General features: G+C 70.9%; 21 protein-coding genes, 1 rRNA gene and 1 pseudogene. 1 reads left to right on the top strand and 22 read right to left on the bottom strand.

What is annotated here, in order from left to right:
* Positions 1–3: 3 nt before the first annotated feature.
* The 7 genes and pseudogenes from GA0111570_RS08405 to GA0111570_RS08435 all read right to left on the bottom strand — a co-directional run bounded on the left by GA0111570_RS08405 (position 4) and on the right by GA0111570_RS08435 (position 7,463).
* On the bottom strand, positions 4–2,880 hold the full coding sequence (locus tag GA0111570_RS08405) for a DEAD/DEAH box helicase (RefSeq protein ID WP_092609146.1): 2,877 nt from the start codon (positions 2,878–2,880) through the stop codon (positions 4–6).
* Positions 2,881–2,915: 35 nt separating this feature from the next.
* Positions 2,916–3,911: a diacylglycerol/lipid kinase family protein gene (locus GA0111570_RS08410; protein WP_092609149.1), complete on the bottom strand. Its 996-nt coding sequence runs from the start codon at positions 3,909–3,911 to the stop codon at positions 2,916–2,918.
* Positions 3,904–4,824, bottom strand: a complete 921-nt coding sequence (gene tatC, locus GA0111570_RS08415; RefSeq protein ID WP_217634079.1) for a twin-arginine translocase subunit TatC — start codon at positions 4,822–4,824, stop codon at positions 3,904–3,906. Before tatC ends, GA0111570_RS08410 begins: the two co-directional genes overlap by 8 nt.
* 158 nt (positions 4,825–4,982) lie before the next feature.
* Positions 4,983–5,123, bottom strand: a pseudogene (gene tatA, locus GA0111570_RS18410) (twin-arginine translocase TatA/TatE family subunit); the annotation flags it as partial.
* 27 nt (positions 5,124–5,150) lie between these two features.
* Complete coding sequence (locus tag GA0111570_RS08425; protein ID WP_092609155.1) at positions 5,151–5,450, bottom strand: hypothetical protein; 300 nt, start codon at positions 5,448–5,450, stop codon at positions 5,151–5,153.
* Positions 5,447–6,484 (bottom strand): helix-turn-helix transcriptional regulator, encoded by a 1,038-nt coding sequence (locus tag GA0111570_RS08430; RefSeq protein ID WP_175557402.1) that lies wholly within the window; start codon positions 6,482–6,484, stop codon positions 5,447–5,449. Before GA0111570_RS08430 ends, GA0111570_RS08425 begins: the two co-directional genes overlap by 4 nt.
* A complete protein-coding gene (locus GA0111570_RS08435; RefSeq protein ID WP_092609161.1) occupies positions 6,468–7,463 on the bottom strand; it encodes a helix-turn-helix transcriptional regulator in 996 nt (331 codons plus the stop codon). Before GA0111570_RS08435 ends, GA0111570_RS08430 begins: the two co-directional genes overlap by 17 nt.
* Before the next feature lie 95 nt (positions 7,464–7,558).
* On the opposite strand from GA0111570_RS08435, the gene gluQRS reads away from it, so the two are divergent.
* The gene (gluQRS, locus tag GA0111570_RS08440) at positions 7,559–8,515 is read left to right on the top strand and encodes a tRNA glutamyl-Q(34) synthetase GluQRS (RefSeq protein ID WP_245703075.1); all 957 of its coding nucleotides are present in this window, start codon (positions 7,559–7,561) and stop codon (positions 8,513–8,515) included.
* Here gluQRS and GA0111570_RS08445 read toward each other — a convergent pair.
* From GA0111570_RS08445 to rrf, 15 genes are all read right to left on the bottom strand, one after another.
* Entirely contained in the window at positions 8,485–9,465 is a 981-nt protein-coding gene (locus tag GA0111570_RS08445; RefSeq protein WP_092609164.1) for an FKBP-type peptidyl-prolyl cis-trans isomerase, read from the bottom strand. The two genes, gluQRS and GA0111570_RS08445, sit on opposite strands and share 31 nt — an antisense overlap.
* A 64-nt stretch (positions 9,466–9,529) precedes the next feature.
* Positions 9,530–10,969 carry a Pup--protein ligase gene (gene pafA / locus GA0111570_RS08450; protein ID WP_092609295.1) on the bottom strand — a complete coding sequence of 480 codons (1,440 nt, stop codon included), beginning with the start codon at positions 10,967–10,969 and terminating at the stop codon, positions 9,530–9,532.
* 2 nt (positions 10,970–10,971) lie between these two features.
* Entirely contained in the window at positions 10,972–11,718 is a 747-nt protein-coding gene (locus GA0111570_RS08455; RefSeq protein ID WP_092609166.1) for a pseudouridine synthase, read from the bottom strand.
* Positions 11,719–12,057: 339 nt separating this feature from the next.
* On the bottom strand, positions 12,058–12,390 hold the full coding sequence (locus GA0111570_RS18335; protein WP_217634091.1) for a hypothetical protein: 333 nt from the start codon (positions 12,388–12,390) through the stop codon (positions 12,058–12,060).
* A gap of 89 nt (positions 12,391–12,479) precedes the next feature.
* A complete protein-coding gene (locus GA0111570_RS08465) occupies positions 12,480–13,355 on the bottom strand; it encodes a ParA family protein (RefSeq protein ID WP_092609298.1) in 876 nt (291 codons plus the stop codon).
* Positions 13,356–13,480: 125 nt separating this feature from the next.
* Positions 13,481–14,419, bottom strand: coding sequence for a site-specific tyrosine recombinase XerD (gene xerD, locus GA0111570_RS08470; RefSeq protein ID WP_092609169.1), 939 nt, complete (start codon positions 14,417–14,419; stop codon positions 13,481–13,483).
* Positions 14,416–15,051 (bottom strand): NUDIX domain-containing protein, encoded by a 636-nt coding sequence (locus GA0111570_RS08475; protein ID WP_092609301.1) that lies wholly within the window; start codon positions 15,049–15,051, stop codon positions 14,416–14,418. Before GA0111570_RS08475 ends, xerD begins: the two co-directional genes overlap by 4 nt.
* Before the next feature lie 49 nt (positions 15,052–15,100).
* Positions 15,101–16,780, bottom strand: coding sequence for a CTP synthase (locus GA0111570_RS08480; RefSeq protein ID WP_092609172.1), 1,680 nt, complete (start codon positions 16,778–16,780; stop codon positions 15,101–15,103).
* A gap of 29 nt (positions 16,781–16,809) precedes the next feature.
* Positions 16,810–18,531, bottom strand: a complete 1,722-nt coding sequence (recN, locus tag GA0111570_RS08485) for a DNA repair protein RecN (RefSeq protein ID WP_092609175.1) — start codon at positions 18,529–18,531, stop codon at positions 16,810–16,812.
* Positions 18,528–19,505, bottom strand: a complete 978-nt coding sequence (locus GA0111570_RS08490) for an NAD kinase (RefSeq protein ID WP_425438613.1) — start codon at positions 19,503–19,505, stop codon at positions 18,528–18,530. Before GA0111570_RS08490 ends, recN begins: the two co-directional genes overlap by 4 nt.
* Before the next feature lie 9 nt (positions 19,506–19,514).
* Positions 19,515–20,759, bottom strand: coding sequence for an MFS transporter (locus GA0111570_RS08495; protein ID WP_245703078.1), 1,245 nt, complete (start codon positions 20,757–20,759; stop codon positions 19,515–19,517).
* A complete protein-coding gene (locus GA0111570_RS08500; protein ID WP_092609183.1) occupies positions 20,756–21,481 on the bottom strand; it encodes a TlyA family RNA methyltransferase in 726 nt (241 codons plus the stop codon). Before GA0111570_RS08500 ends, GA0111570_RS08495 begins: the two co-directional genes overlap by 4 nt.
* A 124-nt stretch (positions 21,482–21,605) precedes the next feature.
* Positions 21,606–22,604 carry an HAD-IIA family hydrolase gene (locus GA0111570_RS08505; RefSeq protein ID WP_092609186.1) on the bottom strand — a complete coding sequence of 333 codons (999 nt, stop codon included), beginning with the start codon at positions 22,602–22,604 and terminating at the stop codon, positions 21,606–21,608.
* The gene (locus GA0111570_RS08510; protein ID WP_139283186.1) at positions 22,597–23,691 is read right to left on the bottom strand and encodes a tetratricopeptide repeat protein; all 1,095 of its coding nucleotides are present in this window, start codon (positions 23,689–23,691) and stop codon (positions 22,597–22,599) included. The genes GA0111570_RS08505 and GA0111570_RS08510 overlap by 8 nt, the downstream gene beginning before the upstream one ends.
* 1,263 nt (positions 23,692–24,954) lie before the next feature.
* Positions 24,955–25,071 (bottom strand): 5S ribosomal RNA (rrf, locus tag GA0111570_RS08520).
* Positions 25,072–25,275: the final 204 nt, after the last annotated feature.

Here is a 25,275-nt window from a genome sequence, read left to right on the forward strand (position 1 = left end):
AGCCTAGCCGTCCTCGTCCTCGTCGCCGTCTTCGTCTGGCAGCGCGACCACCGCCTCGACCACCCCGCGCTGCATCCGGTGCCTGACCTCGTGGCAGCTCTCCCGGAGATCACCCGGGCCGGCGGCGGTGGCGACCTGGTCGGCCAGGTCGATGACCAGGCGGGCCCAGCGGACGAAGTCGCCCGCGCTCATATCGGTCTCGTCCAGGATGTCGGCCAGCGGTTCCCCGGCGCACCAGTCATGGGCCGGGCGGGCGAAGCCGGTCGGCAGGTCGATGTCGGACTCCAGCCGGGCATCGCGCTCGACCAGCGCGATCCGCCGGGCGACCTGGCGGATCTGGTCGAGTGCCTCCTGGCTGCGCAGGTCGGGCATGCGCTGGGGCCGGTTCTCGTCCCCCTTGCGCGGCTCATAGGTGAACACCGACAGCACACCGGCCAGTTGTGGGGCCGACAGGCCATGAAAGGCCCCGTCCCGGATGCTCTCGGCCACCACGAGGTCGTCCTCGGAGTAGATCTGCGCCAGCGTACGGCCCTCGGCGGTGACCTCCAGGTCGTCGCCCTCCCCTGCCTGCAGGTAGCCCAGCGAGCCCAGCACCGTGCAGATCTTGTCGAAGCGCTCGGCGATCGACCGGGTACGCCGGGACACCTGGTGCTCCAGGCTGCGGGCGTCCCGCTCGGCGCGCAGGGCCTTCTCCGCCCAGCGGGCGTGCAGCTCTCGGTCCGGGCAGGTGTGGCAGGGGTGCGCGGCGAGGCGATCGCGCAGGTTGGCGATCTGCTCGCGCTGGGCGGGCGGCAGGGAGCCCATCGGACGTACGTGCGGGGGTGTGCTGTCGAGCTGGTCGAGGCGCTGCTTGAAGGCCGCGGCCAGGCTGTGCCTGTGCGAGGGGTCTCGGGACTGGAAGTGCTTGGGCACCTTCACCCGGCCGATGGTCTCCGGCAGGGTCGGGAAGTCGGTGAGGGACAGCCGGCGCACCTGGCGGTCCATCGACATCACCGTGGGGCGCGGCCCCTCCTGGGCGCTGATGTGCCCGTTGTCGATCACCACCACCCACCCCTGGGACCGGCCGCTGGGCACCCGCAGGATGTCACCGGGGCGCAGGGCGGTGAGCAGCCGCTCGCTCTCGTCCCGGTGCACGGCCCGGTCCTGCTTGGCGGCCGCGGTCTCGATCCGGTGGATCTCGTCACGCAACCGTGCGTACTCCATGAAGTCACCCAGCTCGCAGGCCGCCTGGGCGGCGAGGTCGTCGTAGTCCCCCGATGTCCGGGCGAGCTTCCGGGCCAGGCCGACGACCGATCGGTCGGTCTGGAACTGTGCGTACGACAGTTCGAGGACGGTGCGGACCTGGTTGCGCGGCATCCGGTTGAGCATGTTGACGGCCATGTTGTACGTCGGCCGGAACGCCGAGCGCAGCGGGTACGTACGCTTGCTGGCCAGGCCGGCGAGCGCGCGCGGGTCCATCCCCGGCTGCCAGACCACGACGGCATGGCCCTCGACGTCGATGCCCCGCCGACCGGCCCGGCCGGTGAGCTGGGTGTACTCCCCCGGCGTGATGTCGACGTGGGCCTCGCCGTTGAACTTGACCAGCTTCTCGATCAGGACCGACCGGGCCGGCATGTTGATGCCGAGCGCCAGGGTCTCGGTGGCGAACACCACCTTGATCAGGCCGGCCTCGAAGCACTCCTCGACGCATTCCTTGAGGGCCGGCAGCACCCCGGCGTGGTGGGCCGCCACGCCGCGCAGCAGTCCGTCCAGGAAGAGCTCGTAGCCCAGTGCCCGCAGGTCCTCGTCGGTGAACCCGGCGACGTGCCGCTGGGCGATGCGCAGGATCGCTGCCTCCTCCTCCGGGCTGGTCAGGTGCACGTGCGCGGCCTGCAGCTGGCGAACAGCGGCATCACAGCCCTGGCGGGAGAAGATGAACACGATCGCCGGCAGCAGGTCGGCGTGCGCCAGGACCCGGACGACCTCGGCCCGGTGGGCGGGCCGGTAGCGGGAGCGCTCCTGGTGCTCGCGCGCAGCCCCGCCGCCGTACCGGTCACTGCCGGCACGGCTGGTGCGCTTGCCCTTGCCGGACCTGCCGCGCGGGCGCCGGGAGTCGTCCCGGACGGTGCGTGCCTCGTCCTTGGCGATGGTGACCAGCGCGGGATTCACGTCGTACGAAGTGGCGCGGTCCTCCAGGTCGGCCGTGGGCGCCACGTCGGCGAAGAGGTCCATCAGCCGGTTGCCGACCAGGACGTGCTGGTAGAGCGGGACGGGCCGCCGCTCGGACACGACGACCTCCATCTCGCCGCGCACCTCGGCCAGCCAGTCGCCGAACTCCTCCGCGTTGGAGACGGTCGCCGACAGGCAGACCAGCTGCACCGAGTCCGGCAGCCCGATGATGATCTCCTCCCACACCGGGCCGCGGAACCGGTCGGCGAGGTAGTGCACCTCGTCCATCACCACGAAGCCGAGTCCCCTCAGCGTGGAGGAGCCGGCGTACATCATGTTGCGCAGCACCTCGGTGGTCATCACGACGACCGGCGCATCGGAGTTGATCGAGGAGTCCCCGGTCAGCAGGCCGACCTTGTCGATCCCGTGGCGCTCGACCAGGTCGTTGTACTTCTGGTTGGACAGCGCCTTGATCGGGGTGGTGTAGAAGGCCTTGCGGCCCTGGGCGAGGGCCAGGTGCACGGCGAACTCACCGACGATGGTCTTGCCGGCACCGGTCGGTGCGGCGACCAGGACCCCGGCGCCGCCCTCGACCGCCTGGCAGGCCTCGACCTGGTACTCGTCGAAGTCGAACGTGTAGCCATCGGAGAAGTCGCGCAGCTCGGGGAACGCCTGGCGGCGCCGGAACCTGGCGTACTTCTCGGCCGGGGTGAGGTCCTCAGCTGCGTCCATGTCCCGAAGATAGCGCGCGGCCGGGGGCCTGCGCCTCAGGAGCGGCGGGGCAGCCGCAACGGGGGTCGGCTGAGCTGCCGGACGGTCGGGGTGAAGATCGTCAGCGCCTGCGGCTCGACCTCGATGACGAGCGGAACCGGCCCGAGCTCCTCGCCGTCGGCCATGCCGTACAGGCCCTCGCCGTCGACCCGCACCTCGCGGGCGCGGAGCTGTTCGACGGCAGGGTCGCGGACGAAGGTCCCGTTGAACAGCGACGGCAGCAGCCGAAGGAAGGTGGCCCGGCTCACCGGGTGCACGATCGTGAGGTCCAGCAGCCCGTCGGTGACGTCGGCCGAGGGACACATTGCCATCCCGCCACCGGCGTAGCCGGCGTTGCCGACCGCGACGAGGATGGCGGGGAACTCGCGGGCCTCGCCGTCGATCACCAGCCGATAGGGCAGGGGCTCGAAGCGTGCGAGCTGGACCGTGGCCGACCAGGCGTACCGCAGGCGGCCGCGAGGGAAGGTGGTGTGGTTGGCGCGCAGGTTGACCAGGGCGTCGAACCCGGTGGAGACGATCGAGACCACGTGCTCGAGTCCGTCCGCCCCGACTCCGCCGACCAGCGCGCCGGTGACCTTGGCGAGGTCGATCCGCCGGGTCCCCCCGCGCACCACGAGGCGCGCCGCTGCCACCGGATTGGCCGGCGGCAGGCCCAGTCCGCGGCAGGAGTCGTTGCCCGTGCCGGCGGGGATGAGTCCCAGCGGGGTGGTCGTGCCGGCGCAGGCATTGGCGCCGAGGTGCATCATGCCGTCCCCGCCCATCACCAGGAGGGCGTCGGCACGCCGGTCCCCTTCGGCGGGGCGGGCCTCCGCGACGGCCCGGGCGCACCGCGCCTGCGCCTCCGCGAAGGTCTCGGCCAGGTGGACCCGCAGGTCGACGCCGGGCAGGGAGGTGACCAGCTCGGTCACGACCTTCGGCAGCAGTTTGCGGGCCCGGCCCAGGCCGGCGCTCGGGTTGACCACGAGCGAGAGGACGCACCTCTCGTCAGTCACCGGGGGTGCCGCTCGCGGAGGAGTCGAGGAGCTCGTCGTCGGCGTTCCGCTTGGCCTTGCGCCGGTCGTTGCCACGACAGATGATCTCGGCCACCACGTAGAGCAGGGCCATCGGCAGGGCCAGTGCCAGCATCGAGATCGGGTCGGTGGACGGTGTCGCGACCGCGGCGAAGACGAAGGTGCCCACGATGGCGTACGAGCGGGCCGCCCCCAGCTGCTTGCCGGTGACGACGCCGGCGAAGTTGAGGGCGACGATCACCACGGGCAGCAGGAAGGCGACACCGAACACCAGCATGATCTGGAGCATGAAGTTCAGGAACGGCACCATCTCGACCATGTTCGCGACCGGTGAGTGCTGGGGGGTGAAGCCCAGCAGCACGACCAGTCCCTTGGGCAGGATCCAGTAGCCGAGCCCGACGCCGGTCAGGAAGAGCGGAACGCCGGCGGCGATGAAGGCCACCGCCCACTTCTTCTCCTTGGCCAGCAGGCCGGGCGCCAGGAACGCCCAGACCTGGTACAGCCACAGCGGACTGGTCACCACGGCCCCGGCGATCGCGACGATCTTGATCGCCAGGGTCATCGGGGCGGAGACGCCCGCGTTCACGACCAGGACCTCCTGGTCGGGCCGGGAGGCATTGATGCTCGCCACCGCACGCATGTACGGCTCGAGCAGGAACGCGTACAGCTCCTGGTAGAAGAACGCCATCGCACCCATGCCCACGAGGATGAGCAGGACGATCAGGATCACCCGGTAGCGCAGCTCCTTGAAGTGGTCCACCAGCGTCATCCGCCCATCGGGGGACATTACCGGTGGGCGCAGCCAGGCCAGGCGTCGCCTGGTCGGCTGCGCAGTCTGGACGGGCGGGTCCACGTCCGAGGATTCTGCGCGGTGCGGGTCCAGTGACTCGGCCACGGGGCTCAGAGACCCTTCTTGTGCTCCGGATCGACGATCTCGGCCTCGTGCACACCGTCGTCCTCGCGCACCTGGTCGGCGGCCGGTCGAGCCTGCTGGCCCTCGACGGGCTTGGGGTCGTTCACGTCGGTCGCCTTGGACTGTCCCTTGATGTCCTTGGTCTCCTCCTTGAACTCTTTGATGGCACGGCCGGTGCTCTTGCCGAGGCCCGCGAGGCGCGAACCGCCGAAGAGGAGCAGGACGATCGCCAGGATGATCAGCAGTTCGGAGGGGCCCAGGCCCAGCAGGAGGGGAAACATGTCGACCTCAGTCTCGGTGAATGGTGTTCAGTGGCGGACCCGGGAGCGACCGCCCGGGTAGTAGTCGGGTTCGAAGTCCAGATCCGCCTGATGCGATCGTACGTCGTCCTCGTCGTCCTCCCGAACGGGCGAGTGTCCCGGAACGGCACGGGCCGGCTCGATCGGCGCGATCTCGTCGAGCAGCCCCAGCATCTCCTCAGCCTGCCGCCCGACCATCTCCACCTCGGAGAGGACGTCCTCGGCCTTGTGCCACAGCCAGACGGCGTACGCGACGAGGCCGACGAGCCCCAGCAGGGCGATGCCCACGAATACCAGGACCCAGATCATGCGCCCGACCCTACCGGACGGCCCTGCAGGAAAAGTTCACCAGATGTTCCCCGGCGGTACACCTCGAGGGTGCTCGCGGCCCGCTCCCTGGCCCCGGCATCGGCGCCGAGCGGGTCGAGGACCACCGCGTCGGCCCCGCAGCGCAGGAGCAGTCCGCTGAGCCAGGCCGGATCGAGCACCCCCAGCGTGACCACGAGGTCGCCGTCCCGCAGCTCGCGGCCCACCGCGGCAGCATCCGAGGCGTCGGCCGGTCGAACCGACCCGGTCGGGTAGTACTCCACGATCCAGGCGGCTGCGGCCCGGACCCAGAGGGTGGTCTGCTCGGCCTCGGCCAGCCGCCGGGTCCAGTCGGCGCCCATCTGCCCGGCGTGGTCGGCCGCGGCACGGGCCAGTACCTCGGCCCGCTGGATCCGGTCCATCCGGAAGGACCTCCGGTCGGCACGGTCCAGGTCCCAGGCCTCCAGGTAGTGCTGGCCGTCGATGATGCGGGTGAACAGCGGGTCGATCGTCCGGGTCGTCCGCCTGCCCTGCCCGTCGACGTAGGCCAGTGCCAGGCTGCGGTGCTGCTGGATCGCCCGGCCGATGGACTCGCGGACCTCCGGGGTGGCCGAGGAGACCGTCACCTGGATCCGGTCGGCGATGGGCGTGTGCTCCCCCGCGACGGCGGCTATCTTCGCCCGGGCGCTCTCGACGATCGCCGCGGTGTCGTCGGTGGCCGTCTCCGCCAGCGTCCGCAGCCCGACGAGCAGCGTCACGGCCTCGTCGGCGCTGAACCGCGCGGGCCGGGTCGGGGCGTTGTCGATGCCGGGGCGTACGACCCCCTCGCTGTCCAGTGCCTCCAGGTCGACGTCCAGCAGGTAGAAGCCGAGCTGTCCGGGGATCTCGCACATGGTCAGCAGGCGGATGTCGGCAGTGGCCTGCGCCGGGGTGATGGCGAACTCGCGTGCGACCTCGTCGACTGTCGTCTCGTCCTGGCCGTGCAGCCAGGTGCTCAGGGCGAGCAGCCGGGGCACCTGTTCAGCTGCCGTCGCCATGTCGTCCTCCTGTGGACCTGGCCACCGGGGCCTCGAGCATCGCGGTGAGGTGCTCGACCAGTGACGTACGCAGGTCGTGGGGCGCGAGCACGATGACATCGGTGCCGAGCGCCGCCAGGTCGCCCACGAAGGTCCGGCGGTAGCCGTACGCGACGCGCCAGGCCCGGTAGCCTTCCGGCGCCGGCTCCTCGGTCGGGGTGAGGTGGCGGTGCAGGGCCGCCTCGCGTCCGGGCCGGATCGCAACCAGCGCCTCGTCGTCGGCGCGCTGGCCGGCGATCTCGGCACTGATCCGCTCGCTCTGGGCCCGGTCGGGCTCGGGGAAGGCTGCCCGGCTGGTGCCCTCGACGACCTTGCCCTGGATCCGGGCGAGCTTGAACCGGCGCGGCTGTCCGCCCCGGTCCAGGTCTGCACCGAAGAGGTACCACTGCCCGTTGGCCATGGCCAGGCCCCACGGCTCGACCCGCCGGGTGCCGCGGTCCGCGTAGTCGAACGTCACCCGCCGCCGGCTGGCGACCGCGTCGCGCAGCACGGCCAGCTCCCGGGTGGCCCCGGGACGGGTGTCGGCGACCTCGGTGGGGGCGAACAGTGAGGCCAGGGCCTCGGTGTCCGGCTCGGCGCCGATCGTGCGCAGCTTCATCAGGGCCCGCTGGGACGAGGCTGCCATGCCGGCCTGGCGCCAGCTGCGAGCGGCCAACGCGACCGCTGCGGCCTCCTGGGGGGTCAGGTCGACCGGTTCGAGCTGGAAGTCACCCGGCCGGATGCGGTAGCCCTCGTCCTCTCCGGTGCCGGTGGTCTCGATCGGTAGGCTCATCTCGCGCAGGGCGCGCTTGTCCCGCTCGAAGGCCTGGTTGAAGGCCGCGTCGCCCAGCCCGGCGTAGCCGTCGACCAGGCTTCGGATCCGCGCCTTGGTGAGCGGTTGGGCGGCGCTGAGCAGCAGCATGGTCAGGCTGACGCGACGTTCGGCATTGCTCGTCGCCATCGCCCCTCCTCGGATTCCAGCGGGTCCAGCGTCCCTATACCCTCGTCCCAGCGAGAGTAACAGCCAGAGTCCTGCCAGCCGAGGAGTCCGATCGCGTGACCAGCCTGCCGCCCTCCGGTGACGTCGTGGGGGCTGGACGGTTCGCCCCCAGCCCGACCTCCGACCTGCACGTCGGCAACCTGCGCACCGCGCTGCTCGCCTGGCTCTTCGCCCGGCACAGCGGCCGGCGGTTCCTGGTCCGGATCGAGGACCTCGACGTGACCCGGGTGGCCCACGACCCAGCTATCGCCCGGCGCCAGCTGGACGACCTGCAGGCCCTCGGGTTGGAGTGGGACGATGCGGTCGTCCGCCAGTCGGAGCGCATCGAGCTGTACGAGGCGGCGATCCGGCTGCTCGACGCCGATCCCGGTACCTATCCGTGCTTCTGCACCAGGCGGGAGATCGCCGAGGCGGCCAGTGCACCGCACGGTGCCCCCGGCGCCTACCCGGGCACCTGCCGCGACCTCTCCCCCGCCGAGCGGCGGGCCCGGGCGGCGGGCCGTCCGGCCGCGTTGCGGGTACGTGCCGACGGCAGCACCGTCCGCGTGGTCGACGAGCTGGCGGGGCCGGTCGAGGGCCTGGTGGACGACTTCGTGCTCCGTCGCAACGACGGCGCCCATGCCTACAACCTGGCGGTGGTCGTCGACGACATCGCCCAGGGGGTCGACCAGGTCGTCCGGGGCGACGACCTGCTCCCCTCGACCCCCCGGCAGGCCTGGCTGACGTCCAGGCTGGGCGGCCGGGTGCCGACGTACGCGCACGTGCCGCTGGTGCTCAACGCCGCAGGGCGACGCCTGGCGAAGCGCGACGGAGCGGTGACGCTGGCGGACCTGGCCGCCCGGGGTGTCGGTCCGGACGCGGTGCGATCACGCCTGGCCTGCTCCCTGGGGTTGGCCGAGGCCGGCGAACCCGTCCCGATGGCCGTGCTGCTGGACCGGTTCGACCCCGGCTCGCTCCCCCGCGAGCCGTGGGTCTGGACCGATCAGGAGGCGTCGAGGATGTCCACCACGTAGATGAGAGTGGCGCCGGCAGGCACGCTCGCCTCGGGCACGCCCTCGGGGTAGGCCTTGTCCGGCGGGATCACCAGCAGCACGCGGCTGCCGACGGTCTGGCCCTTCAGGCCCTCACTCCACCCCGGGATCAAGGTGCTCAGCTGGCCGGTGTCGGGCCGGGTGGCGTACGAGTCGTCGACCTTGGTCCCGCCGTTCCAGAGCCAGGCCCGGTAGTTGACGGTGATGGTGGACTTCTCGGTGACCTGCGGTCCCTCACCCTTGATCAGCGGCTGGACGAGGAGGTTCTTGGGGGGGGCCCCGGCCGGAACCTTGACCTGGGGGTCGTTGGTCGCGCCGCTGATGGTGGGCTGCCCGGCGGGCTGGGTCACCGCCTTGCCCTGCGGCTCGGTCAGCTGGAAGCCCATGATGTCGACCACGAACACCAGGGTGTCGCCGACCTGGATGCCGGCCTGCGGGTTGCCTCCGCCGGAGTCGTAGCCGTCCTTGCCAGGCATCGCGATCAGGACGCGGGAGCCCTCCTTCTTGCCGACCAGGCCCTTGCTGAAGCCGGGCACCACCCCGTTCAGGGGGAAGGCGACGGGCTGTCCGCTGGGGTAGGAGGAGTCGAACGGTTGACCCGTCCGGCCGTTGACGCCCAGGTAGTGCACCTTGACGGTGTCGGTGGCGGTGACGGTCCGCCCCTTCCCCTCGACCAGCGCCTTGGACTGCGTCTCGGCGATGGTGAACGGCTGGAAGGTGACGGTCGGCTGCTTCCCGTAGTCACCCTCCACCTTGATCCCTGACAGGTCGGGGGCCAGCGACGGCTCGGTGGCCGGCGAGCTGGAGGCGCTGGGCGTGGCCGACGGGTTCGTCGATCCCTGCCCGCCCGAGCAGCCTGTCAGGCCGACCCCGATCGCGAGGACGGCGGCCACCAGGGCCGAACGGGAAGGGTGGGCGCGCAGGAAGTCCATCACGCGAGGCAGCCTACCCGAGTGGGCCCGGTCCCCTCGGAAACGGAGCGGACGGGGGCGTTCCTCACCAGAGTGGTTCGTCCAGGGCTGCGATCATCGCGTCGACGCGCTCGTCGGTGTGCTGGAAGGGATCACGGAGGGTGAGCGCGCGGGTCTGGTTGCCACGGTTGATCCTGAGGTGCATCCAGTCGGCGAGGTAGTCGACACCGGCCGCCCGGGCCGCGTCGATGAAGGCGCCGCGCAGTCGGGCCCTGGTGGGTGGGGGCGTCGTCAGGGCCCGCTCGATCGCCGCGTCGTCGACGACCCGGCTGACCTCCCCGTGGGCGTCGAGCAGACGGAAGAGTCCGCGCCCGTCGGCGATGTCGTGGTAGGCGAGGTCCAGCTGCGCCAATCGCGGGCTGTCGGGTGCCAGGCCGTGGCGGTCGGCGTAGCGCGAGATCAGCCGGTGCTTGATCGCCCAGTCGATGTCCCGCGACAGGGTGTCCAGGTCTCCGGCCCCGATGGCGGTGAGCGTACGTTGCCACAACTCCAGCGCGCGGAGCAGTCCCGGTTGCATCGGGCCCAGGCGGTCCTGGTGGTCCAGCACCGCCTGGAGGTACGCCGACTGGATCTCCAGCCCGGTGGTGGTGCGGCCGTTGGCCAGCTCGACCGGGGTGCGACCGGTGAGGTCGCGGGAGATCTGGCGGATCGCGAGGTTGGGGTTGTCCAGGGTGAGGTCGGGCAGCTCGATCCGGGCCTCGGCCAGTCGCAGCACCAGTTCGGTCGCGCCGACCTTGAGCAGCGTCGTGGTCTGGGACATCGAGGAGTCGCCGACGATGACGTGCAGGCGGCGGTAGAGCTCGGGGTCCCCGTGCGGCTCGTCGCGGGTGTTGATCATCGGGCGCGACCGGGTCGTCGCGGACGAGACGGTGTCCCACATCTGGTCGGCCCGCTGGCTGAGCTGGAAGACCGCCGGGCCGTCCCCGCCCCGGTCGGGGCGCTCGTACAGCCGGGTGCGGGACAGGTGACCGGCTCCGGCGATCAGCTGCCGGCTGACCAGGAAGGGCAGGATCAGCCGGTAGTAGCGGTTGATGTCGACCGACCGGTCGACCAGGTAGTTCTCGTGGCAGCCGTACGAATTGCCGGCCGAGTCGACGTTGTTCTTGAACAGGAAGATCTCGACCGGCGTGCCGTCCTGGGCGAGCTGGTCGGTCGCCAGCCGGCGCAGGTCCTCGACCAGCCGGTTGCCGACCGCGTCGTGGGCGACCAGGTCGTACAGGTCGTCGCACTCGGCGGTCGCGTACTCGGGGTGCGAGCCGACGTCCAGGTAGATCCGCGAACCGTTGCCGAGGAAGACGTTGCTCGAGCGCCCCCAGGCGATCATGCCGCGGAACATCTGCCGGGCGATCTCCTCGGGTCCGACGGATCGCTGGCCGCGCGGCCTGCTGGTCAGCCCGTACTCGGTCTCCAGTCCGTAGATCCGCCTGCTGCGCGCCGTACCGGTCGTTGCCTGGCCGTGCTCCATGGTCACATCCCGACCAGGTCGAGCAGCTTCCCCAGTTCCTCACCGGTCAGGTCACGCATCTCGCCCGGCTGCAGCCGGCCCAGCCGCACCGGCCCGATCGCGATCCGGGTCAGCTTCTGCACCGGGTGGCCGAAGGCCTCCATCATGCGGCGCACCACGCGGTTGCGTCCCTCGTGGAGGGTGATCTGCAGCAGGGTCGCGTCGGCCATGGTCTGCATCACCTTGACCTTGTCGGGACGGACCGGGCCGTCCTCCAGCGTGATGCCCTTCTGGATCCGCTTCAGGGTGTGCGGCGTCACGTGGCCGAGGACCTGCGCGACGTACGTCTTGGGCACCTCGTACGAGGGGTGGGCCAGGCGGTGGGCGAACTCACCGTCGTTGGTCAGGATGATCAGGCCCTCGGTCTCGGTGTCGAGGCGGCCGACGTGGAACAGGCGGACGTTGCGGCGGTCGATGTAGTCGGTCAGGTCCTCGCGACCCTCCTGGTCCTCCATCGAGGAGACGACGCCGCGCGGCTTGTTGAGCACGGTGTACATGTGCCGGCGGGCGGTCGGGATCCGCGAGCCGTCGACCCTGATCTCGTCGGTCTCCGGATCGACCCGGCGCCCCTGCTCGGTCACGACCCGGCCGTTCACCTCGACACGCCCGTCGGCGATCAACTCCTCGCTGGCCCGGCGGGACGCGATGCCGGCCTGCGCGAGGACCTTCTGCAGGCGGATGCCCTCGGTCTGGTCTTCGGTCTCGCTCATCGGACTCCTCAGGGTTGTACGGTGCTCACGCGCAAGGTGCTCGGTCGCACGCTTGTCGGTGGCACGGTTGTCGGTGGCACTGGTTTCAGTGGCAGGGTTGTGGGGTGGCACTGGTCTCAGTGGCACGGGTATCGGCGGGCAGGACTGTCGGGCGTGCGGGGCGGCCAGGCCTCGCTGCGCCTCGCGAACCCGGCGGCGAGGGACGAGCGCCACCACCGACGTGGGGCGCAGGTCCACCCCCGTGGTGTCCTGCTCGAACGTGGAGAGGGGCTGCAACAGGAGGCCGATGGGCCCCTCGAGGTTCTCCGGCCTGGGGTGGAATATCTCGGGACCCGGCGCTCACTTCTTCCGGAGCCGCTGCACCAACTGGCTGTCGGTGCCGTGCTGGCGCAGGTCGTCGAGCGCCATCGCCACCGCAGCGCGGACGATCCGGCCGCGGTCCACGGACAGGCCGCGCTCTCCGCGCAGCTCCAGCCGGGCCCGCTCCAGGGCGATCAGCTCGTCGCCGGAGACGTAGACGGTGATCTTCTCGTCGTGGCGGACGCGGCCGGAGGACTCGTGCCCGTTCAGCCCACGCTTCGAACCGGCCTGTTCTGTTGCGTCACCCAGCGTGACCTGCTGGGCTTCGCCGAGGGATGCCTCGGAGGCGCCCATCGTTGAGGTCGTGGACATGATTCGCTCGACCTCCGGGTCGTCGTCCAGGTGTGTGGGGTGGGCCGGGTCCAGCGAACCGCGGCGGCTTTCATAATCAGACATAGCAATCAGGCGCCAAGACGCGCCAACACTTCTCTTGCGAGGGAACGGTAGGCGGCAGCCCCGGGTGAACTCGACGCGTACGTCGTGATGGGCTCACCTGCGACCGTTGTTTCAGGAAATTTTACCGTACGGCGGATGACCGAGTGGAAGACTTGGTCCCCGAATGCATCGACGACGGTCTGCAGGACCTCACGGGCGTGCAGCGTACGGCTGTCGTACATGGTACCCACGAGTCCGAGGACCTTGAGTCGCGGATTGAGCCGGTCCTGGACCTTGGCGATGGTGTCGGTCAGCAGCGCCACTCCCCGCAGGGCGAAGAACTCGCACTCCAGCGGGATCACCACACTGTCGGCGGCGGTCAGGGCGTTGACGGTGAGCAGCCCGAGCGAGGGGGCGCAGTCGACCAGGATCACGTCGTAGCGGTCGCGCAACGACTCGAGCACCCGGCTGAGGGTGAGCTCGCGGGCGACCTCCGAGACCAGCTGGATCTCCGCCGCCGAGAGGTCGATGTTGCTGGGCAGGATGTCCATGCCCTCGACCGGGGAGCCGGCGATCACGTCGTCGACATCCACACCCTTGCCGAGCAGCAGGTTGTAGATGCTCAGCTCCAGCGTGTGCGGGTTGACGCCGAGCCCGACCGACAGCGACCCCTGCGGGTCGAGGTCGACCAGCAGGACCTTGCGGCCGGTCTCGACCAGTGCGGCGCCGAGGTTGATGGTCGTCGTGGTCTTGCCCACGCCGCCCTTCTGGTTGCACATGGCGATGATCTCGGCGCGCTTGCGGCCCGGAGCCGGCGGTGCGGGCTCGGGCAGGACGGGCCAGGGGCGTCCCGTCGGGCCGATGTCTTGCGCCTCGGCGACCGAGTCGTCGGGGTCGAACAGTGCGGTCGAGCCGTCTGAACGTGCTGCACCGGACTGGTCCACAGAACCCTCCCTTGATCAATTGTCGCCATCCTAGCCGCACCCGGCAGCCGGCCGCCTCTGGGCAGCAAACGACAAGTGTAGCCCTAACGTGCGCGCGGATGCGCCTCCGCATAGACCTCGCGCAGGTGGTCGACCGTGACGAGGGTGTAGATCTGCGTCGTGGTCACCGAGGCGTGGCCGAGCAACTCCTGGACGACCCGGACGTCGGCTCCCCCGTCCAGCAGGTGCGTGGCGTACGAGTGACGCAGCGTGTGCGGGGAGATCTCGACGTCCAGACCGGCGGCCTCGGCGGCCCGGCGGACGACCTCCCACGCCGTCTGCCGGGACAGGCGAGCTCCGCGGGTGTTCAGGAACAGCGCGGGGGTCCCGGCACTGCGAGCAGCGATGCCGGGCCGTCCGCGGACCAGCCAGGCCTCGAGCGCGTCCGCGGCGTACGAGCCGAGCGGGACGAGGCGCTCCTTGGACCCCTTGCCGAGCAGCCGGATCGCCCGTGGCTGGTCGGCCGGTGCCCGCAGGGTCCGGCCCACGTCGTCGACGTCGAGCCGGACGACCTCGGAGATGCGCGCACCGGTGCCGTAGAGCAGCTCCAGCAGGGCCGCATCGCGCAGCCCAACCGGGGTGTCGCGATCAGGGGCGCCGAGCAGCGCCTCGACCTGGTCCACTGCCAGCGCCTTGGGCAGGTGGCGGCCGGTGGAGGGGGGACGTACGTCGGCGGCCGGGTCCGTCGGGGTCAGGCCCTCCCGGGCGATGAACCGGTGGAAGGACCGGACGGCCACGACGGCCCGGGCGACCGAGGACGCGGCCAGTGGCCGGTGCGTGGCGTCGCCCTCGGACAGGTGGGCGGCGAATCCGCCGACGAGGGCCGGGGTGATCCCCGCGATCGCCGTGATGCCCTCACGTTCGAGGTAGTCCCGGTAGCGGTCCAGGTCGCGGCGATAGTTGGACAGGGTGTTGCCGGACAGTCCGCGCTCGACACCCAGGTGCGCCAGGTAGGTGGCGCAGAGGTCCTCCAGGGGGGTCACCGGTCCATCGGCGCACGGGCGAGGAACTCGGCCCGCAGCAGCCGGGCCGGCCACGGCGCGTCGGCCGGTCGCAGGTTCTCCCAGCCCCGGGGCCGGGAGGCTGCTGCCGCCATCGCACCGGCGACGAGTACCGGATTCTGCAGCCGGCCCTCCAGTACGGCGGTCACCACGTCGTCCAGGGTGGCCAGGACGATGTCCATCTCGGCCTCCTCCCCCTCGGCGACGAAGCCCTCGGGGCGGTCGACGGCACTGAGGCCGCGGGCCAGGTAGATGCGCACCGACTCCTGGCTGGCGCCGGGTGAGGTGAACATGTCGACCAGGACCCGCCAGTCGGCGGCGGCCAGGCCGACCTCCTCGGCCAGCTCGCGCTGGGCCGCGACCACGTGGTCCTCCCCGTCCAGGTCCAGCAGTCCGGCCGGGGGTTCCACCAGCCGCAGCCCCGAGGGGTGTCGGTACTGGCGGACCAGGACGACCCGGTCGTCCTGGTCCAGGACGATCACCCCGACCGCGCCGGGATGGCGGATCCACTCCCGGCGGAGCTCGGCTCCGCCCGGGTCGACGACCTGGTCGCGGACCAGGTCGAAGACGGCGCCCTCGCCCACCAGGCGGCGGGACGCCACCGGCCACGCCATCGGGACGTCGCTGAGCTCGTCACCGCTCAGCACGATGGGCGGGTGCACGTCAGACCTCGTCGACGGGCAGCCGGTCGCTGTCCCGTCGGGCCAGCGCAGCCGCGATGAGCCCGGCGAAGAGCGGGTGCGGACGCGTCGGACGCGACTTGAACTCCGGGTGCGCCTGGGTGGCGACGAAGTACGGGTGCACGTCCTGCGGCAGCTCGATGAACTCGACCAGGTGGTGGTCCGGGGAGGTGCCGCTGACCACCAAGCCGGCCTGCTCCAGCTGGGATCGGTACGTGTTGTTGACCTCGTAGCGGTGGCGGTGGCGCTCGGTGACGTGCACCGAGCCGTACAGGCCGGCGACGACCGAGTCGCGCTCCAGCGTCGCCTCGTACGAGCCCAGCCGCATCGAACCGCCCAAATCGCCCTCACCGGACACGATCGCCTCCTGCTCGGCCATCGTGGCGATCACGGGGTGCTCGGCACCCGGATTGAACTCCGAGGAGTCTGCACCCTCGATGCCGGCCATGTCCCGGGCGACCTCGATCACCATCACCTGCAGACCCAGGCACAGGCCGAGGATCGGGATGCGCTTCTCGCGGGCGAAGCGGACCGCTCCGATTTTGCCCTCGACGCCACGGATGCCGAATCCACCGGGGATGCAGATCCCGTCGACGTCGCCGAGCTGCTCGGCGGCACCCTCGGCCGTCTCGCACGAGTCGGAGGCGACCCAGCGGATCTTCACCCGGGCCCAGTTGGCGAACCCACCGGCGCGCAGCGCCTCGGTGACCGACAGGTAGGCGTCGGGCAGGTCGATGTACTTGCCGACCAGTGCGATGGTGACCTCGTTGCGCGGCTGGTGCACGCGGTCGAGCAGGTCGTGCCACTTCGTCCAGTCGACGTCCCGGAAGGGCAGGTTGAGGCGGCGGACGACGTACACGTCCAGGCCCTCGTCGTAGAGGACCTTGGGGATGTCGTAGATGGAGGGGGCATCGGGGCAGGAGACCACGGCCTCGTCCTCGACGTCGCAGAACAGCGCGATCTTGTGCTTGACGCCGCCGGGGATGTCACGGTCGGACCGGCACACGATGGCATCGGGCTGGATGCCGCCCTGGCGCAGGGCTGCGACGGAGTGCTGGGTCGGCTTGGTCTTCAGTTCCCCGGAAGGGCCCAGGTAGGGGACGAGCGAGACGTGCAGGAAGAACGAGTTGTTCCGGCCGACCTCACGACGGACCTGGCGGGCCGCCTCGAGGAAGGGCAGCGACTCGATGTCGCCGACGGTTCCACCGATCTCGTGGATCACCACGTCGACGTCGTCCCCGCCCATGCGGAGCATCTCGTCCTTGATCTCGTTGGTGATGTGCGGGATGACCTGCACGGTGTCGCCCAGGTACTCGCCCCGCCGCTCCTTGGCGATCACCGAGGAGTAGACCTTGCCGGTCGTCACGTTCGCGTCGGCGATCAGGTTCCGGTCCAGGAAGCGCTCGTAGTGGCCGATGTCCAGGTCGGTCTCGGCGCCGTCCTCGGTGACGAAGACCTCACCGTGCTGGAACGGGTTCATCGTGCCGGGATCCACGTTGATGTACGGGTCCAGCTTCTGCATCGTGACACGCAGGCCGCGGGCAACCAGGAGGCTGCCGAGGCTGGAGGCCGTCAGGCCCTTCCCCAGTGAGGAGGCGACACCTCCGGTGACGAAGATGTGCTTGGTGTCAACTGGATGCTGGTTTAGATTCGCGTGGCCCACGGACCTCCACCCTATCCCTTTCGGGGGTGTCAGGCCAGCGGGCCGGACTCGGTCGCGACGGCGAGGAGTTCCTCCGCGTGGGCGAGGGCACTGTCGGTCGTGTCGATGCCGGCCATCATCCGGGCCAGCTCGCCCGCGCGGTCGCCCGCCGCGACCTCGCGTACGCCACTGGTGGTGATCCTGCCGTCGGAGGACTTCACCACGACGAAGTGCCGGTCCGCGAAGGCCGCGACCTGTGCCAGGTGGGTGACCACGATGACCTGCGAGGTCGCCGCCAGCCGCTTGAGGCGCCGCCCGATCTCCACGGCAACGGCACCGCCGACACCGGAGTCGACCTCGTCGAAGACCAGCGTGCGATCGGGGTGGTCGCCGACGGTGACCTCCAGCGCGAGTCGCACCCGGGACAGCTCGCCGCCGGAGGCGACCTTGCCCAGCGGACCGGGGTCCGCACCGGGATTGGCGGCGAAGAGGAACTCGATCGTCTCGGCCCCCCACGGGCCGGGCTCGACCGGCGCCAGGTCGACGATGAGCCGCGCGTGCGGCATCGCCAGGGCCGCGAGCTCGCGCCCCACGGACTCCTCCAGCCGTCGGGCCGCCGACGTACGCGCAGCCCCCAGCTCGCCCGCCAAGGCCTCCAGGCGGGAGCGGAGCTGGTCCACCTGCACGGTGAGGGAGTCGATCCGGTCGTCTGTGCCGACCAGTTCGTCGAGGCGGGACCGCGAGGCCTCCGCCCAGGTCACGACCTCCTCGGCCGTGTCGCCGTACTTGCGGAACAGCTCGGAGAGTGCGGCGCGGCGGCCGGCGATCTCCTCCAGCCGGCCGGGGTCGGCCTCCAGGTCGGAAAGGTAGCTGGCCAGGTCGCCGCCCAGGTCTCCCAGCTGGAAGACGAGCTCGGCGGCCCGCCGGGCCAGTTCGGCGGCGCGGCTGTCGGCATCGGCGATCGCCTCGAGGGCATGGCGGGCGACGCCGACGAGCGAGACCGCCCCCGGGGAGGTGTCGAAGTCGACGTCGTCACCGTTGACGGCGAGTGCGGCCTTGCCGGCAGCCAGGCGCAGGTCGTCGACGGCCTGGAGTCGCCGGGCCTCGTCGGCCAGCTCGGTGTCCTCCCCGGCCTGCGGGTCGACCGCGGCGATCTCGTCCAGCGCGTGCCGCAGCATGTCGACCTCGCGGGCCCGCTCGCGGGCCATGGCCCGCAGGCTGTCGAGCTCTGTCCCGGCCTCCCGCCACTGCCGCCAGGTGGCGCGGTAGTCCGCCAGCAGCGTGGCCAGCTCCGGCCCACCGAAGCGGTCCAGCATGTCACGCTGGGTGTCGGGACGGGCCAGGCGGATCTGGCCGGACTGGCCGTGGATGGTGATCAGCTCCTCGCTCAGCGAACTCAGCGAGGCGACGGGCATCTGGGCGCCGCCCACGTACGCCCGGGAGCGTCCGGCCGCGCCGATGGAGCGGGCCAGCACCAGCTCGGGGTCGTCGTCGGGGTCGTCGAGGGTGCCGCCGAGCTCCTCGACCCGGGCCAGGATGTCGTCGTCGAGGCGGCCGAAGCGGCCCTCGACCCGGGCCGTGCGCTCGGTGCCGGACGCGTCCCGCCGGACCAGGCCCCGGTCGGCCCGCTGTCCCAGCAACAGGCCCAGGCCGGTGACGATCATCGTCTTGCCGGCCCCTGTCTCGCCGGTGACGGCGGTGAAGCCGGGGGCGAGGTCCAGGGAAGCCTCGGCGATCACACCGAGGTCGACGATCCGCAATTGGCTGATCATGCGCCGCGGCTCTCCGCCGCGCCCCGCCAGCCCTGGATGCTCAGGCCGAACTTGCGGACGAGTCGGCCGGTGAAGTCGTCGGGGGCGATCCGGGCGAGCTGCAGGCGGTGGGCCCCGCGGGTCACCTCGAGCACGTTGCCGGGCTGCAGGTCGAAGGAGCGTCGTCCGTCCAGCCAGACCACCGCGGTGTTCTGCTCGGCCTCGACCACCTGCACGTTGACGTGCGCGTCGGCGGGCACGACGACCGGCCGGTTGAACAGGGCGTGGGCGCTGAGCGGCACGATCAGCATGGCGTCGACCCCCGGCCAGGTGACCGGGCCGCCGGCGGAGAAGGAGTAGGCGGTGGAGCCGGTCGGCGTGGCGACCAGGATGCCGTCACAGCCCCAGCGCGACAGCGGCTGGTCGTTGACGGCGACAACGGCCTCCAGCATCCGCTGGCGGGAGGCCTTCTCCAGCGAGGCCTCGTTCACCGCGAACGACTCCCACAGCACGTCACCGCCGGGGCCGGACAGGACACGCACCCGTACGGTCAGTCGGGTCTCGGTGTGGTACGACCGCTTGCTGACCGCGGAGACGACCTGGTCGATCTGGGACGACTCGGCCTCGGCCAGGAAGCCGACGTGTCCCAGGTTGACACCGAGGATCGGCAGGTCGACGCTCAGCGCCCATTCGACGCCGCGCAGGATGGTTCCGTCACCACCGAAGACCACCACGAGCTCGCACCCGTTCGTGCCCTCCGAGTCGAGCAGGTCGGTCTGCAGGCCCGCGCCGGTCAGGGCGGAGTCCATCTCCGCCGCATCGGCCTGCGGGAGCACACAGGTCACGTCCCGGGCGGAGACGGCGTGGATGAACTGCGCGGCCGCCTGCACCGCCTCGGGCCGATGGGTGTGGGTGATCACCGCGACCCGCCTGTCCCCCGCCACAATGTTCGGGTCGGTAGCGGTGACGACGTGACCGGTATCTGGCGTGCTCACCCGGCCAGCCTAAGGGGTGCGGGCGACCGATGGTCGCAGGCCGGACCACGCGACGAGCATCGCCACGGCCACTACGATTGCGCAGAACATCGACACGGCGGTCCAGCCACCAGCGCTGAACAGGTACCCGCCGACCCAGCCCAGCACCGAGGAACCGGCGTAGTAGAAGAAGTTGTACAGGGCCGTCGCCTGGGCGCGCCCCTCCTCCGCCATGATGCCGGCGAGGGCCGAGGCGATCGCGTGGCCGGCGAAGAACCCCGCGGTCAGGACGACCAGACCGACGATGATGACGGCGACGTCGACCACCCAGGTGAGGGCGAGTCCGGTCAGCATCAGCGTGCCGGCCCCCAGGAGGACGGTGCGGCGTCCGAAGCGTACGGCAGACCTCGTCGCGCGGCTGGACGACCAGGTGCCGGCCAGGTAGGACAGGAAGAGCAGCGAGGTGACGGTCGGCGAGAGGGCGAACGGCGGACGTTCCAGTCGGAACCCCAGGTAGTTGTAGATGGTGACGAAGGCCCCCATCAGGCAGAAGGCCTGGACGAAGACCGTCCTCATGCCGGGGTTGCGCAGGTGTGCGAGGGCGAGGCGTGAGACCTGCACCAGGGACGTACGCCGCGGGGTGAACCGGCGAGGCGGTGGCACGAGGACGGCGAACAGGACCCCGGCGACCGCGCTGAGCGCTATCACCGAGCCGACGCCGACACGCCACGAACCGGTCAGGTCGGTGAGGGGTCCGGAGAGGAGCCGGCCGGACAGACCGCCCAGCGAGGTCCCGGAGATGTACAGCCCGGTGGCGGCGGCCATGGAGGCGGCATGCGTCTCCTCGGTGATGTACGCGACCGCGACGCCTGCGACGCCACCGAGGCCGGCGCCCTCCACGAACCGCAGGGCCACCATGACGGGGAAGCTGGCGACGAACGTGAAGGCGGCGCCGGCGAGTGTCGCCACTATGATGGCGAGCAGCATCGTACGGACCCTGCCCCACCGGTCCGCCAACCAGGACCACCACAGGACCGACATGGCGAGACCGCCGGTGGCCGCGGAGACGAGGAGTGCTGCCTGGGCCGGTGGGACCGACAGGCCCGCGCTGATCGCCGGCAGGACGGCCTGGGGCGCGTAGAGCTGGGCGAACGTGGCCACTCCGGCGCAGAACATCGCGGTCAGCAGGCGCGTGAAAGCAGGCGTGCCGCGGCGGTGGCCCTGCCAGGTCGCGTCGTGTCGGCCTTCCCCGCCGGGCCGGTCCCCTGGGCTCACCGCCCGTTCCGGGCCAGGCGTAGGAAGTACTCGATGTTCCCGGCAGGTCCGGGAAGGCGACTGGCGGCACTTCCCGTCACCTCCCAGCCGAGGTCCCGTGCGGCTGCGGCGACGTGTTCGACGGCGGCCAGCCGGGCAGGTTCGTCCCGGACCACGCCCTTCTTGTCGAGTCCCTGCCTTCCGACCTCGAACTGCGGCTTGACCATGAGCAGAGCGTACGCGTGCGGGCCGGCCACAGCCGTGATGGCCGGGAGCAGGTGCGTCAGCGAGATGAACGAGACGTCGGCGACGACGAGGTCGACCGGGAGCCCGTCCAGGTCTCCCCGGTTCAGTTCCTTGGCGTTGAGGCCCTCTCGTACGTGGACGCGCGGATCGGCACGCAAGGACTCGTCGAGCTGGTCGTGCCCCACGTCGACGCAGTACACCTCCTGGATGCCGTGGGCCAGCAGCACCTGGGTGAAGCCGCCGGTCGAGGACCCCACGTCGAGACCGCGGCCGGCCACCGGGACCGGCAGGTCCTCCAGGGCGCCGAGCAGTTTGTGCGCGGCACGTCCGACCCACTCCTCGCCATCGACGTCGAACTCGCCACAGGGGTCGACGTCGGTGGCCGGACGCGTCACGACCCGGCCGGCCACCCGGACCCGGCCGGCCTTGATCAGCTCCTGGGCGTGGCTGCGGGACCGGGCGAGGGCCAGTTCGGCCAGTACCCGATCGAGTCTCACCGCGATGTTCCGGCCAGCGATGCGCCTGGCCGCGATATTCCGGCCAGCGGTCGATCAGCCAGGGCGACCAAGGCGCCGTCGATCTCCGGAAGTCCGGGGGCCAGCGGCAGCAACTCGTCCTCGTTCACCTGGCGAGCTCCCCCGCCACCGCCTCCAGTACCTGTCCGGGGTCGGCGACCCCACCGGCGTCACGTACGTCCCACACCAGCCGGGCGGTGGCCCAGACCAGGTCCATCGCGTCGCCGGGGGCGTCGATCCGGACCCTGCCGTCCTCGAGGTGTACGGAGGCGTCGCCACAGCGGGCGCGCCCATCGGACAGGCTGACCGTACGCACCGGCGCCAGCAGGTCACGCAGGTCCCGCCCGACGTGGTCGGGGCGCTGCGAGGGCACGGCGTCGAACAGCTCCGGCGCTCGGTGGGAGCCGGTGAACACCAGCATGGTGTCCAAGCCGGAATTGATTCCGCCGGCGATGTCGGTGTCCAGCCGGTCGCCGACGAAGATCGGTCGCTCCGCGCCCAGCCGAGCGGTTGCCGCCAGCATCAGCGGCTTGTCGGGCTTGCCGGCGGCTCGCGGTTCCCCACCGACAACCAGCCGGACCGCCGCGATCTGCGCACCGGCGCCGGGCTCGAGGCCACGGTCGGTGGGCCGGGACGGGTCGAGGTTCGTCGCGAACCAGCGGGCCCCGCGCTGGACGGCCAGGGCCGCCTCCGTCAGGGTCGGCCAGCCGAGCTCGGGGAAGTAGCCCTGGATGACCGCATCGGGGTGGTCATCGGCGCTCAGGGCAACGGCGAACCCGGCATCGCGAACCTGCTCGACCAGCGCCGGCGACCCGCACACCAGCACCGAGGCGCCTGCAGGCAGCTCCTGGGTGAGCATCAGCACGCCGGCCTGGCCGGCAGTGACGACCTCCTGGTCCGTGCACGGGATGCCGAGGGCGTTCAGGTGGTCCACCACGGCCTGCGGTGCGCGCGCCGCATTGTTGGTGACGAAGCCGACCGGAACGTTGCGGTCACGCAGGCGGGCAATGCCCTCGGCCGCGCCGGGCACCGGCTCCGGACCGAGGTACACGACCCCGTCGAGATCGAACAGCACCGCGTCATAACCGGCGACGACCTCAGTCATTGCGTTCCTTCTCCTCTGCTTCCGCGCTGTCGTCGGCCTCCCCGGCCTCGTTGAGCAGCGCTTCCTGGCCCTCGGGAACGACCTCAGAAGTCACGACCTCAGGAGTCAGGCCTTCTGTGTCGTCCTCGTGAGGCTGATCGTGGTCCTCGCCATCCTCATCAGCGGGCTCGTCGTCCACACTGGGCTCGGAATCCTCGTCCTCATCAGACTCGTCCTCATCAGACTCGTCCTCATCAGACTCGTCCTCATCATCGAAGTCGAACACGAAGTCGACGCCGTCGAGCAACTCGATCTGGTCCTCGGCATCCAGTTCGCGCGCCACGTCCAGACCATCGGCGGTGACGAACCACTCGCGTGCCGCCTCCTCCTGGCCATTGCGCAACAGCATCGCGGCGTACGAGTAGGCCAACCTCGCATGGGCCTCATGAGGGATGTCACGGCCAGCATGGCCCAACGCGACCTTCAGGATCCGCAGGCCTTCCTTCGCCTGCTTCAGATCCTCGCGAGCGCCAGCCTCGATGATCACCAGTTCGACGCGCGTCCGCTGGGTCATGTCGACCAGCTTGGCCTCCTTGACGAGTCGCAGTGCCTCCTCCGGCCGCCCGAGAGCGCGCTCGCAGTCCGCCATCACCGGAAGATAGGCGCTGTCCCCTGTCATCCGCCGCAGGGCCCGGTACTCGTTCAACGCAATGGCGTATTCGTCCGCGGCGTACGCGGTCTCGGCCAAGGCCTCGCGAACCAGGGGGAGCCGTGAGCCGCGACGCTTCGCCGCCTGGGCGTGCCGAAGCGCCAGAGCCGGATCGGTGTCGACCAGATCACCGGCAGCGACCAAGTGCTTGCTGACGAACTCAGCGCCCTCCGGGGAGAGGCTCCGGAGCTCGGCGCGCACTTCCCGTGGCAGACGGCTCGGATCGGCGTCCTGGGGCACCGGCGGTTCGTCCTCGGCCCTGGCCAGACCGGGCGGCAACGGCTCCCGCTCCCGATCGCTGCGCGGGCCGCGCCCCTGGCGCTGGTCCCGGTCGTCCCGCCAGCTACGGCCAGCGCCACCGCTGTCACGGCCACCCTCGGGGCGCGCTCCCTGTCGCATCTGCCCACCATGGGTGCTGCCACCACGTCGCATGTCATCGGGACGGCGAGCCCCCTGTCCGCGGGGACCCCCGGTGAAGCCGCCAGAACGCTCTGATCCGCCCCGATCGCTCTCACGGCGGGGGGAACGGTCGCCCTCGGGGCGATCCCAGCCGCCCTCATTGCGCTGGCCGGAGGTGCGGTTGTCGGCCTGCCGGTAGGGCCGGTCGCCGCCGCTGCGGGAACCACGGCCCTCATCCGAGGGACGCCCCCCGCGGGCAGGTCCGCCGGGCCGCTGTCCCCTGTCGTCGTCGCGCTCACGCCATGGGCGATCTCCACCTGTGCTCGAGCCCCGGTAGTCATCAGAAGGTCGACCGCCACGGTTGTCACCCTGGCGATAGGGACGGTCACCGCCGCTGCGGGAACCGCGACCCGCATCGTACGAGCGCCCACCTCGGTCGTCCTGTCCCCACGGGCGGTCCCCGCCAGTCCTGGAACCCCGGGAATCGTCAGAAGGTCGACCGCCACGGCCGTCCGCCGGTCGGTAGGGCAGGTCGCCGCCGCTGCGGGGCCCACGAGCGTCGTCAGGGGTGCGCGAGCCCCGACCAGGGGCGTCCGAACGCTGTCCCCGGCTGTCATCACGATCGCGCCACGGGCGGTCTCCGCCGCTGGGTCGATCTCCGCTACTACGGGAATTACGCGGACCGTCAGAAGCACGGCTGCCACGGTTGGGGCCACGGGACTCGTCACGGTCACGCCACGGGCGCTCTCCGCCGCTGCGGGGACCGCGACCCTCCTCAGAGGGTCGTCCACCGCGGGCGGGTCCACCGGAACGGTCTCCCCGGCTGTCGTCGCGATCGCGCCAGGGACGGTCTGCGCCGCTGCGGGGACCGCGACCCTCCTCAGAGGGTCGTCCACCGCGGGCGGGTCCGCCCGATCGGTCTCCCCGGCTGTCGTCGCGGTCACGCCAGGGACGACTCCCTTCGCCTCGCGGACCGCGGCCTTCGCCTTCGCTGCGCGGACCCCGGCCCTGGCCTTCGGGTCGTGAGCTGTTCCAACGGCCACCGCCCTGGGCGCCTCGATCGCCGCGACCCTCGCCACCGGGGCGACCTCCGCGGCCTCCTGGGCGATCCTGCCCACCTCGGCCGGGACCGTCGTGACGCCCGGTGTTGTCGTCGCCCATGGCGAGTCCTTTCGATCCGCAAAAATCCCTGTAAACGCAGCTGAGGCCGGCACCTAACGGTACCGGCCTCCAGCCGTTCCACCAACGAGATGGTGGTGTGTTGTCCGGCGACGTCCTAGTCTCCCACACACTCCCGTGTGCAGTACCATCGGCGCTGAAGGGCTTGACTTCCGGGTTCGGAATGTGACCGGGTATTTCCCCTTCGCCATGATCACCGTAACACTGTCGAAACAGCACTCTATTCAACTGTCCCCACCCCGCCGGCCCCCGTAAAGGGGGAACAACAGGTGGGTGTCAGGACCCGGTGCTTGTGTTCCGGGAACAACATAGTGGACGCGAACATCTTGCGCAGAAAACTCTTATAAGCGTGATGGTTTGTGTTAAGCCCTCGGCCTATTAGTATCGGTCAGCTCCACACCTTTC

The sequence above is a fragment of the Raineyella antarctica genome, from assembly GCF_900092135.1.
GTDB classification, from domain to species: Bacteria; Actinomycetota; Actinomycetes; order Propionibacteriales; family Propionibacteriaceae; genus Raineyella; species Raineyella antarctica.

Bases quoted from the DNA above. Each gene is read 5' to 3' on its own strand.
- GA0111570_RS08405 (WP_092609146.1), bottom strand. From the start codon at position 2,880: ATGGACGCAGCTGAGGACCTCACCCCGGCCGAGAAGTACGCCAGGTTC.
- GA0111570_RS08425 (WP_092609155.1), bottom strand. From the start codon at position 5,450: ATGATCTGGGTCCTGGTATTCGTGGGCATCGCCCTGCTGGGGCTCGTC.
- GA0111570_RS08430 (WP_175557402.1), bottom strand. From the start codon at position 6,484: ATGGCGACGGCAGCTGAACAGGTGCCCCGGCTGCTCGCCCTGAGCACC.
- GA0111570_RS08435 (WP_092609161.1), bottom strand. From the start codon at position 7,463: ATGGCGACGAGCAATGCCGAACGTCGCGTCAGCCTGACCATGCTGCTG.
- GA0111570_RS08445 (WP_092609164.1), bottom strand. From the start codon at position 9,465: ATGGACTTCCTGCGCGCCCACCCTTCCCGTTCGGCCCTGGTGGCCGCC.
- pafA (WP_092609295.1), bottom strand. From the start codon at position 10,969: ATGGAGCACGGCCAGGCAACGACCGGTACGGCGCGCAGCAGGCGGATC.
- GA0111570_RS08455 (WP_092609166.1), bottom strand. From the start codon at position 11,718: ATGAGCGAGACCGAAGACCAGACCGAGGGCATCCGCCTGCAGAAGGTC.
- GA0111570_RS18335 (WP_217634091.1), bottom strand. From the start codon at position 12,390: ATGTCCACGACCTCAACGATGGGCGCCTCCGAGGCATCCCTCGGCGAA.
- GA0111570_RS08475 (WP_092609301.1), bottom strand. From the start codon at position 15,051: ATGGCGTGGCCGGTGGCGTCCCGCCGCCTGGTGGGCGAGGGCGCCGTC.
- recN (WP_092609175.1), bottom strand. From the start codon at position 18,531: ATGATCAGCCAATTGCGGATCGTCGACCTCGGTGTGATCGCCGAGGCT.
- GA0111570_RS08505 (WP_092609186.1), bottom strand. From the start codon at position 22,604: ATGACTGAGGTCGTCGCCGGTTATGACGCGGTGCTGTTCGATCTCGAC.
- GA0111570_RS08510 (WP_139283186.1), bottom strand. From the start codon at position 23,691: ATGCGACAGGGAGCGCGCCCCGAGGGTGGCCGTGACAGCGGTGGCGCT.